15 protein-coding genes are annotated in these 14,555 nt (G+C 46.2%); 1 reads left to right on the top strand and 14 read right to left on the bottom strand.

From position 1 onward, the window contains the following. Positions 1-279: 279 nt before the first annotated feature. The 14 genes from LN893_RS19160 to LN893_RS19095 all read right to left on the bottom strand — a co-directional run bounded on the left by LN893_RS19160 (position 280) and on the right by LN893_RS19095 (position 12,781). A complete protein-coding gene (locus LN893_RS19160) occupies positions 280-852 on the bottom strand; it encodes a YceI family protein (RefSeq protein WP_229972900.1) in 573 nt (190 codons plus the stop codon). 60 nt (positions 853-912) lie between these two features. Further along, positions 913-1,575 (bottom strand): NADPH-dependent F420 reductase, encoded by a 663-nt coding sequence (locus LN893_RS19155; protein ID WP_229972899.1) that lies wholly within the window; start codon positions 1,573-1,575, stop codon positions 913-915. Between the two features lie 104 nt (positions 1,576-1,679). Next, positions 1,680-2,258: a Crp/Fnr family transcriptional regulator gene (locus LN893_RS19150; protein ID WP_229972898.1), complete on the bottom strand. Its 579-nt coding sequence runs from the start codon at positions 2,256-2,258 to the stop codon at positions 1,680-1,682. A gap of 207 nt (positions 2,259-2,465) precedes the next feature. Further along, positions 2,466-3,623, bottom strand: coding sequence for an ergothioneine biosynthesis protein EgtB (egtB, locus tag LN893_RS19145; protein ID WP_229972901.1), 1,158 nt, complete (start codon positions 3,621-3,623; stop codon positions 2,466-2,468). Continuing rightward, positions 3,616-5,184, bottom strand: coding sequence for an ABC transporter permease/substrate-binding protein (locus tag LN893_RS19140; RefSeq protein WP_229972897.1), 1,569 nt, complete (start codon positions 5,182-5,184; stop codon positions 3,616-3,618). The genes egtB and LN893_RS19140 overlap by 8 nt, the downstream gene beginning before the upstream one ends. A gap of 1 nt (position 5,185) precedes the next feature. After that, positions 5,186-6,136 carry an ABC transporter ATP-binding protein gene (locus LN893_RS19135; protein ID WP_369427708.1) on the bottom strand — a complete coding sequence of 317 codons (951 nt, stop codon included), beginning with the start codon at positions 6,134-6,136 and terminating at the stop codon, positions 5,186-5,188. Positions 6,137-6,236: 100 nt separating this feature from the next. Further along, positions 6,237-7,235 carry an L-histidine N(alpha)-methyltransferase gene (gene egtD / locus LN893_RS19130; RefSeq protein ID WP_229972895.1) on the bottom strand — a complete coding sequence of 333 codons (999 nt, stop codon included), beginning with the start codon at positions 7,233-7,235 and terminating at the stop codon, positions 6,237-6,239. Positions 7,236-7,259: 24 nt separating this feature from the next. Beyond that, entirely contained in the window at positions 7,260-8,234 is a 975-nt protein-coding gene (locus LN893_RS19125) for a zinc-binding alcohol dehydrogenase family protein (RefSeq protein ID WP_229972893.1), read from the bottom strand. An 81-nt stretch (positions 8,235-8,315) separates the two neighbouring features. Beyond that, on the bottom strand, positions 8,316-8,879 hold the full coding sequence (locus LN893_RS19120) for a 3-keto-alpha-glucoside-1,2-lyase-like domain-containing protein (protein WP_229972891.1): 564 nt from the start codon (positions 8,877-8,879) through the stop codon (positions 8,316-8,318). 201 nt (positions 8,880-9,080) lie between these two features. Continuing rightward, positions 9,081-9,473: a YybH family protein gene (locus LN893_RS19115; RefSeq protein WP_229972889.1), complete on the bottom strand. Its 393-nt coding sequence runs from the start codon at positions 9,471-9,473 to the stop codon at positions 9,081-9,083. A 63-nt stretch (positions 9,474-9,536) separates the two neighbouring features. Then, entirely contained in the window at positions 9,537-10,112 is a 576-nt protein-coding gene (locus LN893_RS19110; RefSeq protein WP_229972887.1) for a PPC domain-containing DNA-binding protein, read from the bottom strand. A gap of 409 nt (positions 10,113-10,521) precedes the next feature. Then, positions 10,522-11,403, bottom strand: coding sequence for an alpha/beta fold hydrolase (locus LN893_RS19105; RefSeq protein WP_229972885.1), 882 nt, complete (start codon positions 11,401-11,403; stop codon positions 10,522-10,524). 116 nt (positions 11,404-11,519) lie between these two features. Next, complete coding sequence (locus tag LN893_RS19100) at positions 11,520-12,110, bottom strand: Crp/Fnr family transcriptional regulator (RefSeq protein ID WP_229972883.1); 591 nt, start codon at positions 12,108-12,110, stop codon at positions 11,520-11,522. A gap of 179 nt (positions 12,111-12,289) precedes the next feature. After that, positions 12,290-12,781: a YybH family protein gene (locus tag LN893_RS19095; RefSeq protein ID WP_229972881.1), complete on the bottom strand. Its 492-nt coding sequence runs from the start codon at positions 12,779-12,781 to the stop codon at positions 12,290-12,292. A gap of 482 nt (positions 12,782-13,263) precedes the next feature. Here LN893_RS19095 and LN893_RS19090 point away from each other — a divergent pair, with 482 nt between their 5' ends. Next, a complete protein-coding gene (locus LN893_RS19090; RefSeq protein WP_229972879.1) occupies positions 13,264-14,331 on the top strand; it encodes an SDR family oxidoreductase in 1,068 nt (355 codons plus the stop codon). Positions 14,332-14,555 lie beyond the last annotated feature (224 nt).

Raw genomic sequence — 14,555 nt, 5'->3', positions numbered from 1 at the left:
TTGTTCCCGTCGCATACTAGCTTGGTTTGCTTAATTGTAAGTTACAGCAACTCTTGCTCGTTAACATGTAAAGGTAGATGCTGCTTAAAAGCAAAGCATTGACATTTGTTAAGAAATAGTACTACAGCAGTCAAATGTTCCCTGCCCTCTGCGTCAAGGCCGAAGAGGACAGGGAACTGGGTTGGATCCACAGAAAAAAGCTTTCCCATTTTCCAACCCGTGTGCCAGCATCAATGGGGCAACGCCCCTCAAACTTCAGTGTCAGTTCTTCAACTTCTGTTATTGCACAAATTCACCGTCAGCCTTGATGCGGACCTCGTCACTGATCGTAGGAGCTGGGAACCCACTGCCTAGGTTAAAGTCAGAACGTTTGATAGTGCCCGTTACCTGAAAGCCCGCGGTTTGCTTTTGACTCATCGGGTTTTCTACCGTGCCCCTGTAAACAAGATCCATCGTGACTGGCTTGGTAACTCCATTCAGCATAAGGTTGCCCTTGAGCTTATAGTTGTTTTTATCTGCCTTTTTAACAGAAGTACTTTTAAAGGTTAGGGTTGGGTACTTCTCTACATTGAAAAAGTCTGCACTCTTGAGATGTTTATCTCTGTCTTCTACTCTTGTGTTAATGGAGGCTGTCTTGGCAGTCAACTCAAAGGAAGCATCGCTAAAATCTGGTTTCGAGGAAGTAACAGTTGCATCAAAATCATTAAACGTGCCGGTAACATCTGCAATACCCAGGTGGGAAACGGTGAAGCTAAGTTGCGAATGTGCGTCATCGTTTTTCCAAACACTGTTCAGGATAGTGAAAGCAGAAAGAGACAGGACAGCGAAAACGAGGATTAATAAATTTTTCATTTTGGGTTTGATTTAATTTGATATATATATGTTCGAAATGTTCTATAAAATATGATAGGCTTACTGGTGTAGGATTTTCCAGCCCGCCAGCCAGTTGTAGTCGTACTTCATGGTCAGTTGAATGAGCAAAAGCTGCATGCGCTCCAGAGTCCTGCTAACAGCCAGATCACCAGCTATGATAGGATTGAAGCCAGCTGTGCTTACCAGTTCAGAGACAGTCTGCAAAGCCTCTTCGTCATTGCCTGCTATGAAGGCATCTGCTTGCTGGCCAGCTATCACTGGAGTTGTGAAGTCGGCAGCAAAGGTGGTATTGAATGCTTTCACTACTTTAGCGTTAGGCAACAGCTTTTGCAGCTCTTCTGCCGCGCTGGTGTCAGGCGCTGTCACCAATCCATTGTAGGTGTCGTTTAGCGGGTTAGAAATGCTGATAACGACTTTCTGGTTGGCGACTTCCTGAATTTTTTGAGCCACCTCTTTCTCCACGGCAAAAGGAACCGCCATAACAATAATGTCTGCTTCCCAGGATGCCTCCACAGAGCAATCTATGGCCTCTACGTCCGCAGCAGGGTTGCCGCTTTTGATCTCCTCAACTACTGCCTGCACTTTATCTTGCCCACTGGCGCACAGGAGTAATCTGTAATTGCCTTTTGACAGGCTTTTTGAAATGCCTGAGCCCATGTTTCCGGAGGCCCCAATGATGGCGATTGTCTGCATTGTCTTCATGTTTAGATTTTCAACAATGCAAAGTTACCGCCGCGCCATGCCCTAAAGCATTGCGCAAAGTCAAGAAACACTCTTGACTATTGTCAATGAAACGTGAGGCGGATTTATTTCCGATCTGCCATTTTCTTTCTGATCCGGCTCAAGGTTTCAGGCTTTACGCCCATGAAAGAGGCAATCATATGCTGTGGCACTCTTTGGGCAATATCCGGATACATTTCTGTAAAGCTTGTGTAACGTTCTTCTACAGGCAAACTGATGTTAGAGGTAAGGCGCCTTTGCAGGGCTATATAGGCACCTGTTATGAGCAGCCGCATATAGGTCTCATACTTAGGTTGTTTTTTAAGGAGTTCTTCGTGCGCACCCTTGGTTATCAGCACCAGTTCGGCGTCTTCCAATGCGTCAATATTGTACGTGGCTTGCTCTCCAGTCAGGAAGCTGAACAAGTCTGAGATCGTCCAGCCTTCTATGGCAAACTGAAGAATATGTTCGCTTCCGTTATCGACGGAGTACTCCCGTAGTGCTCCTCGTTCTACAAAGGCGATGGCCTTGCAAACTTCCCCCTCCTGCAACAGGTACTGCCTTTTCCGTAGCTTTTTCGGGGTTAGGTACGCCTTAATCTGTTCCTGCTCTTCGTCAGTAAGCGGAACCTTCTCTTGGAATTTTTGAAAGAATAATTCATACATAGGCAAACAACAAAAGACTTTGCACATTGGAAGATAGTCAATTGGCAAGGATTGACACCAATGGACGCCAAAACCAGGGTTATGGGAAGAACCATAAATTATTTCCTGTTCGCGTCAATAGAGATTGATGTTAATTTAATGCCAACTAATTTATAAGCTTAAACTTCATATATCTGTAGCAGACCATTTTTAGCAGTAGTACTGTTGTTATTCAGCAAGCCTGATTCCAGTAAACTGCCATTGATGCTGCGGATGAAAAAAATTTCTGTAGGTTTTCCGGCTGTGTTCAGCCGGTGTGGCAACGGACGCACCGCGGAGCACCATTTGGTTTACCATGAACTTCCCGTTGTACTCTCCAACCGCACCGGCCGCCCTTTTGTAACCTGGATAAGGCAGGTAGGCACTGTTGGTCCATTCCCAGCGTTTCCCCCATTTAATTTGATCCGCAGCAACTTCCCACTCCGCTTCGGTCGGCAGTCGCATTCCTCTCCATGCCGCATAGGCGGCTGCCTCATAATAACTGATGTGGCATACAGGCTCGGCAGGCGGAATTTCCTGTAGTCCTGACAAAGTATAATGCATCCATTTGCCGTTCATGTTGTACCAGTACAAGGGAGCTGAAATTCCCTTGCTATTCACCCAATCCCATCCCTCGGCATGCCAGTACCTGAAGTCCCTATAACCTCCATCTTCCACAAATTCCAGGTATTCCCTGTTTGAGACCAGATTTTTGGAAATTTTGAATTCATGCAGGTAAACTTTATGCCTGCCCAGTTCATTGTCAAAACAAAAGCCGTCTCCTTTGAATCCTATCTCATAAATGCCAGCAGGAATGTTAACTACCCCAGCCGCCTCCTTCTCTATGACCTTTTCCGTTGGGTTGATTCCGTAAGCGGGAAATAGCGGGTTATGTCCTAAAATGTACTTAATATCTGTATAAAGTAACTCCTGGTGCTGCTGCTCATGATTGAGGCCAAGCACCAGCAGTTCTTTTACCTCAGGCTCAGGATCGTCCTTCAGAAAATCTGCCATGGCAAGATCCACAAAGTTTCGATAGTCGTAGACTTCCTCTACAGTTGGCCGGCTTAAATTTCCCCTGTCGGTGCGGATGACACGGGCACCTACGGTTTCATAATAGCTGTTAAAAACATAGTTATAGGCAGGGTGAAATTCCCTGTAGTGGCGGGCATGCGGCTTTAGGATAAATGTTTCAAAAAACCAGGTGCTGTGACCCAGGTGCCATTTGGGAGGGCTTACATCGACAATGGGCTGGATCACATAATCTTCTGCTTTCAGCGGCTGGCATATGTCTATTGATGCTTGTCTAACCTTTTTATAAGCTTCTGCTAAACCAAGTTCAGTCATTTTCTTCAAGATATTGTTTTAAATCAGTGATTGTTTTGAGGTTCAGAGCCTGGGCCTGCCTTCTGCGCATCATCAAGGCATAAGTGTTATTGAATCCAATCGGATCCAGCCAGATTAACTCATATCGCTTCTCGAATTGCTCCTGCACGAATTGAAAAACCTTCTCCCTGGAAGCGATCAGAGAATCCACTGTTTGGGGATCCGGCTGTAGAATTACCAGTAACCCAGTTCCGGTATATTCCGGATACAGATCAATCTGCTTATGAAGCAGGGCATCGAAGCATATTTTGGTGCCGCCAAGGCCTGTCTTTGTTTCAACTTCCAGATTGGTATGCCCCCTGATCAGCATACTGTAGATCTCGGCAAGGATGTACTGCTCCCCGAAAATTTTTGACCCAATCCGGATCACACCTCCGTTACCCTTTTGCGGAACCCGCCAAAGCTGTTTTGAGAGTAAGAAGTCCTTTGCGACTTTTTCTGGAGACTGCTTCAAGAAGTCGACACGGTAATTCAAGTCGGTCATGGTGGCGTCATCAATCATGCCTTTGAGTAGACCAAGCGCGTTCCTAAGCTCTGGGTAATTTTCCAGAACCTCGGCGCGAACGACAGGGGCTGCGTAGTATGGAGGGAATATCGTCCTGTCATCTTTGAGGATTTTCAGATCATAGGCCTTTAAGCGGCCGTCTGTACTGTATCCGCCAATCACATCCAGCTTATTCTCAAACAGGGCTTTGTACATCACCGCGTCACCTATCACCACAGTGGGGATGTCCAACTTATACTTAGACTTCAGTCCCAGATACCCGTCCGTACGTCCCATGAATTCTGGCTCAAAACCCGCCAGTAGTTGATTGCCAGTAGAAGGTATGAGGTAAGCACCTGATATAAACACAGTAACTACAGAGAATACCAGGGCCGCTTTTCGGATGCGGGTGGGTTGCAACAGCTGTACCTTTCCGAGAAGGTAATCAAACAGCACAGCCAGCAGGGATGCAGGGATGGCTCCAGCCAGGATCATATTGGTGTTGTTGAGGGCGATGCCTGCGAAAATAAACTCGCCCAGGCCCCCGCCTGCAATATAGGCAGCAAGAGTCGCCACACCAACGTTGATGACAGTAGCAGTTCTGATGCCTGCCATGATAACAGGCAGAGCCAAAGGTAGCTCCACCTTAAAAAGTATTTGCCTTTCCGTCATGCCCATGCCTTTGGCGGCATCTTTTACGGCTTCATCCACACCCGTAATGCCGACATAGGTGTTTCTGACTACAGGCAACAATGCGTAAAGGAAAAGAACAACGATGGCGGGTAAGGTGCCTATGCCCAGCAGGGGAATCATGAAGCCGAGTAAGGCAATGCTGGGAATCGTCTGAAATATGCCTGCTGTACCCAGCACAGGACCGGAGAGCCTTCTTCTTTTGGCAATTAACATACCTGAGGGCAACCCAAGCAGCATGGCCAGCAGCAGGGACGCAAAGGTAAGCCCGATGTGGGTAACGGTCTGGCTGAGAATTTTATCGCCCTGCAACAGGAAGAACTCCCACAGGTTTTGCTGTTGATTCATCCTAATAGTCTTGTTTAAATTGGTTCAGGAGGCGCAGTATATCGGAAACCATGATTTTCCTTTGCTCACCGCTTTCTTCGTTATAGACAGCTACTGCCCGTGCACCGCCTGATTCAGAAAGATATTCCATAGCCTCCCAAAGGTTTTGGCTCTCCCTCATAGTGGCCGCTTCTAACTGTCCAGTTGTCTCATCCGAGTCAAGCAAGTTCCAAACATCCGAAATGCTAACCGCCTTCAACCCTAATAAAAACCGCTCTTGGCCTATAAAGTTCGACACAAAATCATTCGCAGGCCGGAACACCAGATCTGCGGGCGTTCCATGCTGCATAATTCTGCCTTTATCCATCAGGCAAATCCGGTCCCCCAGCTCGAAAGCTTCCTGTATATCGTGGGTAACCAAGACAACGGTCTTTTTACTGAATTCGTCCAAGTCTCTGAACTCTTTTCGAACGCTTGCTCTGGTAATAGGATCCAATGCTCCGAAAGGTTCATCCATCAGTAGTATGGGAGGGTTGGCAGCCAATGCCCTCGCTAGCCCAACGCGTTGTTGCTGTCCGCCGCTTAAGCGGGAGGGGTACTCGTTCCAGTATCTTTCTGGTGACAAGTGCAGTTTTTTCAGCAGCAATGCTGTGCGTTCTTCTATTTGTTGGCGGCTCCAACCAAGCAACTTCGGTACGAGTGCAATGTTTTCAGCCACGGTGTAGTGCGGAAACAGCCCATTGTTTTGCAGCACATAGCCGATGGACCTGCGAAGAAGGTCGGCAGGCTGAGAAAATATACTTTTACCGTTGATATACACCTCCCCGGATGAAGCCTCTGTCAGGCGATTGATCATCCTCAGCGTGGTGGTCTTGCCACAGCCGCTTGTTCCCAGCAAGACAAGGCTTTCACCTTCCTTTACCTCGAAGGACACATCCTGTACAGCAACGGAATGGTTGTAATGCTTGGACAAATTTTCAACAACAATCATAGCGAATTCTGGAGTGGGCGACAAATAGAACTAGAGACCTAGCTGGCTCTAAGCAGCAGGTTTAGAACCGGCAAAACGTGTTTTAGTATGAATCGACACACAGCCAGATAGTGTCAAGGAACCAGTTCCTGCTATCCGTATGGTACCCGATAGGCACAAAACCTGCCTGTTTTGCCATGGTTGCAATCTCTTCTGTGTCATACTTCTGAGAAATCTCCATGTAAATGATTTCATCTTGCCAGAAGTGTACAGGCTGACCGTCTACAAGCACCTCCTGGTCAATTTTACTTACAAGGTAACTTCTGCAGGCCCCGGTAAGCGGATCGTAGTTCTGGTAATGCTCGAACTGGTCCAGGTCAAAATTACCGTTAAGTTCCTTGTTAACGCGATGGAGTAGGTTCAGGTTAAACCTGCTGGTAATGCCGGCGCTGTCACTATAGGCATCCAGAATAAGTTTGGGATGCTTCTTTAAGTCAAAACCCATCAGCACTAGATCCCCAGGCTTCAGACGTGCCCGTAGCTCTCTGCAAAAGACGCTGGCCGCCTGAGGCTCCATGTTTCCGATGTTGGCCCCCAGAAACAGGACTACCTTCCGCCTGTCGGATAACTCCGCGGCCTTACTGAGCATCTCGAAGTACTCCCCTTCCAGGCACTTTACATCTAAGTCTGTTATTTCCGCCTTCAACCTGGTTTCCAGTATCGAGAGGATGTTGCCCGATATATCGATGGGTACATAGGTGAAGATAGCTCTCTGCTCTGAAAGGTACTTGAGCAGGTACTGTGACTTTGTGGCATCACCAGCCCCCAGTTCAATCAAATCAAAATCTCCATTAACAGAATTGATGGTTTGAGCCAGCTCAGCAGTCTTGCTTTGAAATATCTCCAGTTCACAGTTGGTTAGATAGTACTCTGGACTAGCCATGATTCGCTGAAACAGCACATCTCCAGTCTTGTCGTAGAAATATTTTGATGGAAGCCTTTTTGGGCTGCTATGCAATCCTTCGAGTACGTCCTCGCGGAATTTCTCCAATAGGGTGTCGGTCTGCGCTAGTGCATCTGCCTGGCAGTTAGTTGAATTCATGATGTATACTTTGATTATTTGTCTCTAATCCCCGGTAAGAATCACAATCTTACCACCAGCCGAATTGCTTTCCATGAACTGATGTGCCGCTGCAATTTCTATGATCGGGAAAGTTTTGTTGATACTCAGCTTAATAGTACCTGCTTCCACATCGCGGATAAACTGCTGAAAACTTTGCCCGTCTACCCGGATCTGCCCGCTATCATAAATTGTAAGGTGAACAGTAGCGGGAATGTATTCCATGGGGGTGAAATCTGCCACTGACCACTGTTCTGAAAGCATGCCCGTCATACAGACCGTACCACCTGGGGCAGTACAGCGCAACGAATCATTAAGGGTTGAGGTACCGATCAACTCCAGGACCTTATGCACGCCCTCTGGATAAATGGCCTTGACTTTTCCTTCCAGATTTCCGTCATCAATAAGTACATGGTCGGCTCCGTTGCCTTTCAACAGCTCTATCTTCTCTGGCTTCCTGGTGGTAGCCAATACGGTAAGGCCACTTTTTTTAGCCAGCTGGGTCGCCAGCATTCCAATGGAGGAAGTGCCGCCTCTGATAAGTATCGATTCACCGGGTTCGGTTTTAAGCGCCAGGTGTAGTGATCCATAAACAGTTTGGAACATTTCAGGGATAGCTCCCAACAGTTTCCAGCTCAGGTGGCTTTCGAACGGATAGAGTATGGATTGTGGAAGCACCGCAAATTCAGCGTAGCTTCCGTCAAAGTCCCGCCCCATACCACCCATAAAGGCAGCTACTTTCTGCCCTGGCTTAAATTTTCCTGTTGGATCAAGTACAACTTCCCCCACGCATTCAATGCCCAGCACCCTGGGGAAACGAACGCTCGGTGACAGGCCCTTGCGCGTCATCAACTCGGAGCGGTTCAGGCCGAAGGCTTTTACCTTTACCAACACCTGTTCAGCGCCTGGAGTTGGAATAGGTTTATCCTCCAAAGCGAAGTTCTCGGGGCCGCCAGGATGATATAGTACTGCCGCTTTCATGCTTCTGTATTAAATTTTGCGTATAGGTAGGGACATTCCTCATACCTGTTATACGATTTTATTTAGTCACTACCGATCTGATCAATGGGTATAGAGCTTTAAATCTTTGAAAAAGCCCTCTGTGCCAACATCCACCCAAAGGCCGATGGCGCCTGTTGTACTTTCTCCGTGTTTTAAATCATTCACGATAAGTGAGGGATGCTTATTGTCGTTTAAGAAGAGTTTAGCTCTTTTACCCTTCACTACGATTTTCAGCGTAATCCACTCATTCAATCCCATGTCAGCGTAAGACTCATACCGTTCCGGGTTCTCCTTTCTGAGCCGGTCGAATTTATAATCGGGGTAAGCGTAATACTGAACAGAATGGTTGCGCCGTACCTGGTCTTCCGACCTGCCATTGGTTGGGCGGATATAAATACTCTCAAACTTTGAATTGTCTTCGCTTATTCTGAAGGCAACACCAATAAACCCTCGTGCAAACTCAGGAGCGTCTTCAAGTAGCCGGCTCAGCACCTTAACTTCTATAGTCCCATCTTTGAAACTAGTTCCGTTAACCTTTATGAAAGTAGCTTCATCAAATTCTTTCACTGCGGTATCCTTTACTACTTTAACTACCTTGCTCCCCTTAAGCTTTTCGATTGTCATAGACACATTAACAGGTTCAAGTTTATTTTCGTGAAACTTGATTTCCTGGGAAAACAAATTGGTTGAAACGAGCAGAAAACAGCTCATTGTTACCACTATAAAGTTTCTCATTTTTCAGTTTAAGTCACTCCTGTGCACTAGCTCATGCACTAAATGTATCGTTTATGAAAGATTGAATACCTTATGTAAGAGGTACCTCAATTACTGCTTCTCTACATTATTGAAGATGTACCGGAGGATTTTCCAGTTCTCCTGCTCTTTACGCAGAACAAAGAAGTCTCGGCTAACCTGGGTCGACTCGCCACCTGTAGCCGCTAAGTTAGATCTTGTCTGGGCCATTGCCTCAATGAAGGCAAACTGACCGTCAACGACAATGTCACGCAGACTATACTTGATGTGAAATTGACTTTTCTCCAGAATGCTTTTGCTTCTCTTAGCCAGATCTGCAGTTGTTAACGATCTGAACCCATCGGGCATAAACTGACCATCATGGGTAAAGAAAGCAGGTATAGCGCCTGCATCGGCTGAATTCAATGCGTTTGCGTAATTGGTGATGAGGCTTTCGGCCGCTAATTTTTCGTCTTGAGCATTCATTTTTTAGTTATTTTAGTTTTAATCAAAGAGTGAAGCCTTTGTTTTATTTCTTCAAGCAAGGGCTTAATGCTCCAGGGAAGGGTCAATGATAGCCGCGCCAAATTTAGGATCAACCTTTTTATAGAGCGTGGTTGGTTCAACTGTAAGAAACACTTCCAGCGTAGGGCCAGTAACAAGTTCAAGCACATGACCTCCGCGAACCGTGCCATCCTCGGTAGCCACATTAGCATGAATATGAACTACTGGTTTGCCATTTAGTACTGCGATATTGCCATTTAAAGATGATACTTCAGAAGGGTCGCTGACTGGTATGACTTTGAACATCTTACGGTCGTAATCAAAAAAGCCGAACTTGGCAGAGGTCGCATCACCAATAGCGGTAAAGTGAGCGGTCTTCACATTGTGCTTTTGAACAAACTCAGTTAAGCCCGAACGCACTTCATCACCCTTAGCAAATATCAAAACATAGTTTTTGCTCTGCCCATCAGCACTCAGCAACTTGACTTTTACGCCAGGTGCTTTACCTAACTCAACAGGTTGCGTGGGGGAGACGAATTCCTGCGAATATGCAGTTACATGCAAGCCAAGTACCGCCAGTACAAAAACTAGTATATGTTTAAAGGAAACCGCTTTCATCATAATAGCTATTTATTTATTCGATAATCCGCAACAGATTGGAACCTTACTTTATCTCCTTCAAGAAGGAAAGTATCCGTTCCCATCGGGATTTTGGCATTAGCTGACTCACTGGACCAAACTACGTAACCAACATTACGGATAACATTCATTTTCTTCATTTCAAAGGCCAAGCCTATCGGTATGGTGAAAAACTAATCTGTAAAGAACTTTCTTATAGCAGCCAATCCTTTCAGGGGCCCGCTCGGTGTCAACACCGCTGATTCTTCGTGTAGTCTCTCATGAGCTCATCAAGGTCATTGTTGCCGAAAGCAGTAAGGTGATGGATCAACACTTCCTTAGTCAATGCCTCGTTAATTTCCATTTAGGAAAAGTATTCAAGTGATGAATGTTTGCTCTGCTAAGCTAATACCTACTGCTTCAGGAAAGGCGTCATACTTGCCCATACAGCAGGGAAGTTTACCAGAAAGACAGGGTGCGGTGCATTGGGAATTATGCTTAGCTGCGCCTTCGGAATCATTTCGTAAGCTGCGATGACGGTTTTCAACGGAGCGTTTTGGTCAAGCTCGCCTGCCATCACCAGAACAGGGCAATCAATGGCACCCAACGTTTCTTTGCCTATGCTAATCGAGTTATAGTACCTATTCAAAGTCATTAACCACTCCTCAAATCTTTGCGGCTCGGGCATCAGCGTGAGTTGCTGCTTAAAGTAGATACTGTCCATGCCGAAAAGCACTTCTCGGGAGTTGTTGAAAGTTCGGAAGCCCTGCTTCCACTCCCCAGCACCGATTGCAATCAGCTTCTTTACTTTTTCCGGGTGAGACGCGGCAAGGAAATACCCGGTATAAGCACCGTCACTGAATCCTAAAACTGTTACACTGTCTTTTGTTACCGCTTTGATAATAGCATTGACGTCCTCTGCCTTACGCTCATAACTAGGTACTTGCGAGCCCATTTCTGACTTGCCATGTCCTCTTGTGGACACAGCAATAACCTGGTAGCTTTGGGATAAGCTGTCTATGAATTGTGCCATCTCTAAAGTAGACCCCACTATACCGCCATGAAGGATAACAATAGACTCCCCTTTACCATAAACCTCATAGTAAATTTTCGCATCACCCGCTTTCACATAGCGCCCTGCCTTAGGGTTGTTACCGTAGGGGGTGGCATTGGCTGGAGTAGGGGTGGCTTGTAGAAAATGTCTTAGCCGTTTAGGATCCTGGGCCTGACTGAAGGTTATATTAGCCACCATCAGTAGTACCAGAAGAAGCCTTATTCTAATGGATTTTTGCATTGTTTACTGGTTTAAAAACAGTGCAAAGATCCGACATATAGGGCTATGAGGCCAATAAACTAACTTAACAAATACCCTTAAACTAGTTTAAGCCTTGGAGCCAGGTTGGCAGCATATCAGGCTTTGTGGGTAAGGGCTTTTCTTATCTTGCTCAGGAATTCTGGTGTGATGCCCAGGTAGGATGCTATTTGCGTGTTGGGCAAGCGATTAGCTAAATTCGGGTACTGCTCTAGAAAGGACAGGTACCGTTCTTCGGCTGTGGAGCTGATGCTTTGCAGTACCCGGTTCTGAAGCTCAATGTACTTTTGCTCGATGATAATTCTGAAGTTGCGGTCGAACTTATGAAAGTGCGTGTATAGATAAAGCAGGTCTGCATGCTTTATCTGAAGGATCACGGAGGGCTCAATAGCCTCTATATAAACACTGCTTGTTTTTTCAGAGTAAAAGCTGCTCAGATCGGTTATCCAGTCGTTTTCCGCCGCAAACTGCAAGTTATGTTCCTTGCTGGCTTGGTCCACTGCATACATTTTAAAACAGCCCGAAACAACAAAGGTAAAATGGCGACACACATCTCCCTGCTGCAGGATAAAGCCGCGGCGCTTGATCTTACGTTCATTGAAGCGCTCTGATAACTCTACACGCTCTTTTTCATCCAGCGGGAAATAGTTTTTAAAGTGCTCAATCAAGGCATTGAAGGAGGTAGTCATAAGCTCAATGATTCAGTGATGTGTGCTTCGGAGCTGTAAAGCTACACAAGCAACAAATAACAATGGTTATGGTCTCATAGAAAAAAGCACCTAAAAGCCTTGGCCCTGTTCAACGATAAACAATAAGGGCTGACGTAGTTGTATTTACGTCAGCCCCTGCTCCAATATTGTGTAGTGGGTTATTTGGCTTTATTGTACATATAGCGAGCTATTTTCCACTGCCCGTTTACTTTCTCAAACACAAACAGTTCACGGTTTTCGTCAGCTACAGTCTGCCCGCTCCCCTTTATTACAAAGGACCCTTTAGAGGTAGACCTAGCATACGCTGTGTTGCCGCTTACCTCAATTTCCAGGATGTTAAACTGTAGGTCATAGTTAAAGTTGTCAAACACATACTGGTAGGTTCCTCTCACTTGATCAGCTCCTTCGGCTGTTGGGGCTGCACTTGCCATCAGGACACCGTCCTTTGTATAGAGTGCAGTAACCTTATTGGCATCAGAGGCATTTAGTGCATCTCGGTAAGCGAAAATCAGCTTTTCTACGGCTGCTTTCTCTGTAGCTACAGTTGTTTCTACTTTTCTGCCCTTTGAAGTGTTAGATTGGCTTCTTGCTTCCAGTTGAAAAGCAAATATCGATATTATAATGGCTGTTGTGATTAATACTCTCTTCATTGTTATAGCGTTTATTTTACAACGCAAAATTACCCTACCGTTGCAAACGCTACGTATGAACAACTATAAGAAAAAGGCTTAATGTAGTTTAAGGGTAGCTGTTATCTTGTAGATCTTTAAGATAAAGATCACCTCTTATCCATTACTACTCAGGCTGAGTAATAGCGGTGTTGTCAATCGGAGCATTATATGGAACAATAATAGTTCAATATATGCTCATACTGACTTGTCCTGAAATAATTCATTATGTTAATTGAAGATCATTTTCTAACTTCCGTCATACTTTGTAAAGTAGGATATGGAGTAGGGATACCGCACTTACATTACAAGAATGGAGTAGATTAAACAATAGTTTGTTATCCTGTGCAGCTTTTTTACGTTTTCTTTTCAAGCACACTCTCGTATACTCTAAGGACAGCAGGTGTTAGGCGTCACGCTTGGCCTAGCTTACAGAATGTTAGATTATAATTAAATTATTAGATATGAACAAAATAGCCTTGATAGTAGGAGCAAGTGGAATAACCGGAAGCAACCTAGCCCAAGAGCTGATTTCCAAAGGATGGACTACCTACGGCCTGGCCCGCAATCCGAAGCAGGATATATCAAACTTACAACCGATCGCGGCCGATCTGCTGCAACCAGAAAGCCTACAGGAAGCTTTGGCAACGGTCAATCCCACGCACGTGTTCATCACTACTTGGATGCGCATGGAAACAGAAGCCGAAAACATACGGGTGAACGCCGCCATGGTACGCAATCTGTTAAATGCTCTGTCGCCCAAGAAAACCGTGGAGCACGTAGCCCTAGTCACGGGTCTGAAACATTACCTGGGGCCTTTTGAGGCATATGCCAAAGAGGGGTTCCTGCCCCAAACCCCTTTGCGTGAGGAACAGCCCCGTCTGGATATAGAAAACTTCTACTATGCCCAGGAGGATGAAGTGTATGCCGCCGCTGCCAGGGACGATTTCTCCTGGAGCGTTCATCGACCGCACACCGTCATTGGCAAGGCAGTAGGTAACATGATGAACCTGGGAACTACCCTTGCGGTGTATGCCACTATCTGCAAAGAGACGGGACGGCCCTTCCGCTGGCCCGGCTCTGAGGCGCAGTGGAACGGGCTCTCCGATGTGACGGATGCCCGGGTACTGGCTAAGCACCTAGTGTGGGCCGCCACCACGGAAGCAGCCCGAAACGAAGCCTTCAATGTGGTTAACGGAGACTATTTCCGATGGAGCTGGCTGTGGAAGCGCATAGCCGATTGGTTTGGGATTGAACCCTTGGGTTTTGACGGCACCATTCGTCCTTTAGAAGCTGAACTGGCAAAAGATAACCAGGTGTGGCGTGAGGTTGCGGAACGGCATGGCTTGGCCGAGCCTGATTTAGGCAAACTAGCCTCTGCCTGGCACACTGACCTGGATCTGGGGCGTCCCATTGAAGTAATGACGGACATGTCCAAGAGCCGTAAGCTGGGATTTAATGTTTATCAGAGAACGGACGATTCATTTTTTGAGCTGTTTGAGCAACTACAGGCAGATAGGCTGGTTCCATGATTCCCTGTTTGTTAGATATGCTTTTATGAAGTTTACAATTCTTATGTCCAGGTGTTCAAGAGTGGCCTACGGCAAGGGGAATGCAGTCCCAAGTCGGGTCTCTAATGTTAGATCGGTTATGGAATAGCCATAGAACATTGTGCTGTTTTTTCAGTTTGTCCGAACCCGACTACAAAGGTGCACTGGAGTTGCTACCTTTGAGTGGAGACCATTTTATAGGCAGA

This window comes from Pontibacter harenae (genome assembly GCF_020907245.1).
GTDB lineage: Bacteria > Bacteroidota > Bacteroidia > Cytophagales > Hymenobacteraceae > Pontibacter > Pontibacter harenae.
This window is presented reverse-complemented; position numbering and strand designations above follow the sequence as displayed.

What these genes read in the sequence shown, in the direction of transcription:
- LN893_RS19160 (WP_229972900.1), bottom strand. Translation starts at nt 852, where the DNA reads ATGAAAAATTTATTAATCCTCGTTTTCGCTGTCCTGTCTCTTTCTGCT.
- LN893_RS19155 (WP_229972899.1), bottom strand. Translation starts at nt 1,575, where the DNA reads ATGAAGACAATGCAGACAATCGCCATCATTGGGGCCTCCGGAAACATG.
- LN893_RS19150 (WP_229972898.1), bottom strand. Translation starts at nt 2,258, where the DNA reads ATGTATGAATTATTCTTTCAAAAATTCCAAGAGAAGGTTCCGCTTACT.
- egtB (WP_229972901.1), bottom strand. Translation starts at nt 3,623, where the DNA reads ATGACTGAACTTGGTTTAGCAGAAGCTTATAAAAAGGTTAGACAAGCA.
- LN893_RS19140 (WP_229972897.1), bottom strand. Translation starts at nt 5,184, where the DNA reads ATGAATCAACAGCAAAACCTGTGGGAGTTCTTCCTGTTGCAGGGCGAT.
- egtD (WP_229972895.1), bottom strand. Translation starts at nt 7,235, where the DNA reads ATGAATTCAACTAACTGCCAGGCAGATGCACTAGCGCAGACCGACACC.
- LN893_RS19125 (WP_229972893.1), bottom strand. Translation starts at nt 8,234, where the DNA reads ATGAAAGCGGCAGTACTATATCATCCTGGCGGCCCCGAGAACTTCGCT.
- LN893_RS19120 (WP_229972891.1), bottom strand. Translation starts at nt 8,879, where the DNA reads ATGACAATCGAAAAGCTTAAGGGGAGCAAGGTAGTTAAAGTAGTAAAG.
- LN893_RS19115 (WP_229972889.1), bottom strand. Translation starts at nt 9,473, where the DNA reads ATGAATGCTCAAGACGAAAAATTAGCGGCCGAAAGCCTCATCACCAAT.
- LN893_RS19110 (WP_229972887.1), bottom strand. Translation starts at nt 10,112, where the DNA reads ATGATGAAAGCGGTTTCCTTTAAACATATACTAGTTTTTGTACTGGCG.
- LN893_RS19105 (WP_229972885.1), bottom strand. Translation starts at nt 11,403, where the DNA reads ATGCAAAAATCCATTAGAATAAGGCTTCTTCTGGTACTACTGATGGTG.
- LN893_RS19100 (WP_229972883.1), bottom strand. Translation starts at nt 12,110, where the DNA reads ATGACTACCTCCTTCAATGCCTTGATTGAGCACTTTAAAAACTATTTC.
- LN893_RS19095 (WP_229972881.1), bottom strand. Translation starts at nt 12,781, where the DNA reads ATGAAGAGAGTATTAATCACAACAGCCATTATAATATCGATATTTGCT.
- LN893_RS19090 (WP_229972879.1), top strand. Translation starts at nt 13,264, where the DNA reads ATGAACAAAATAGCCTTGATAGTAGGAGCAAGTGGAATAACCGGAAGC.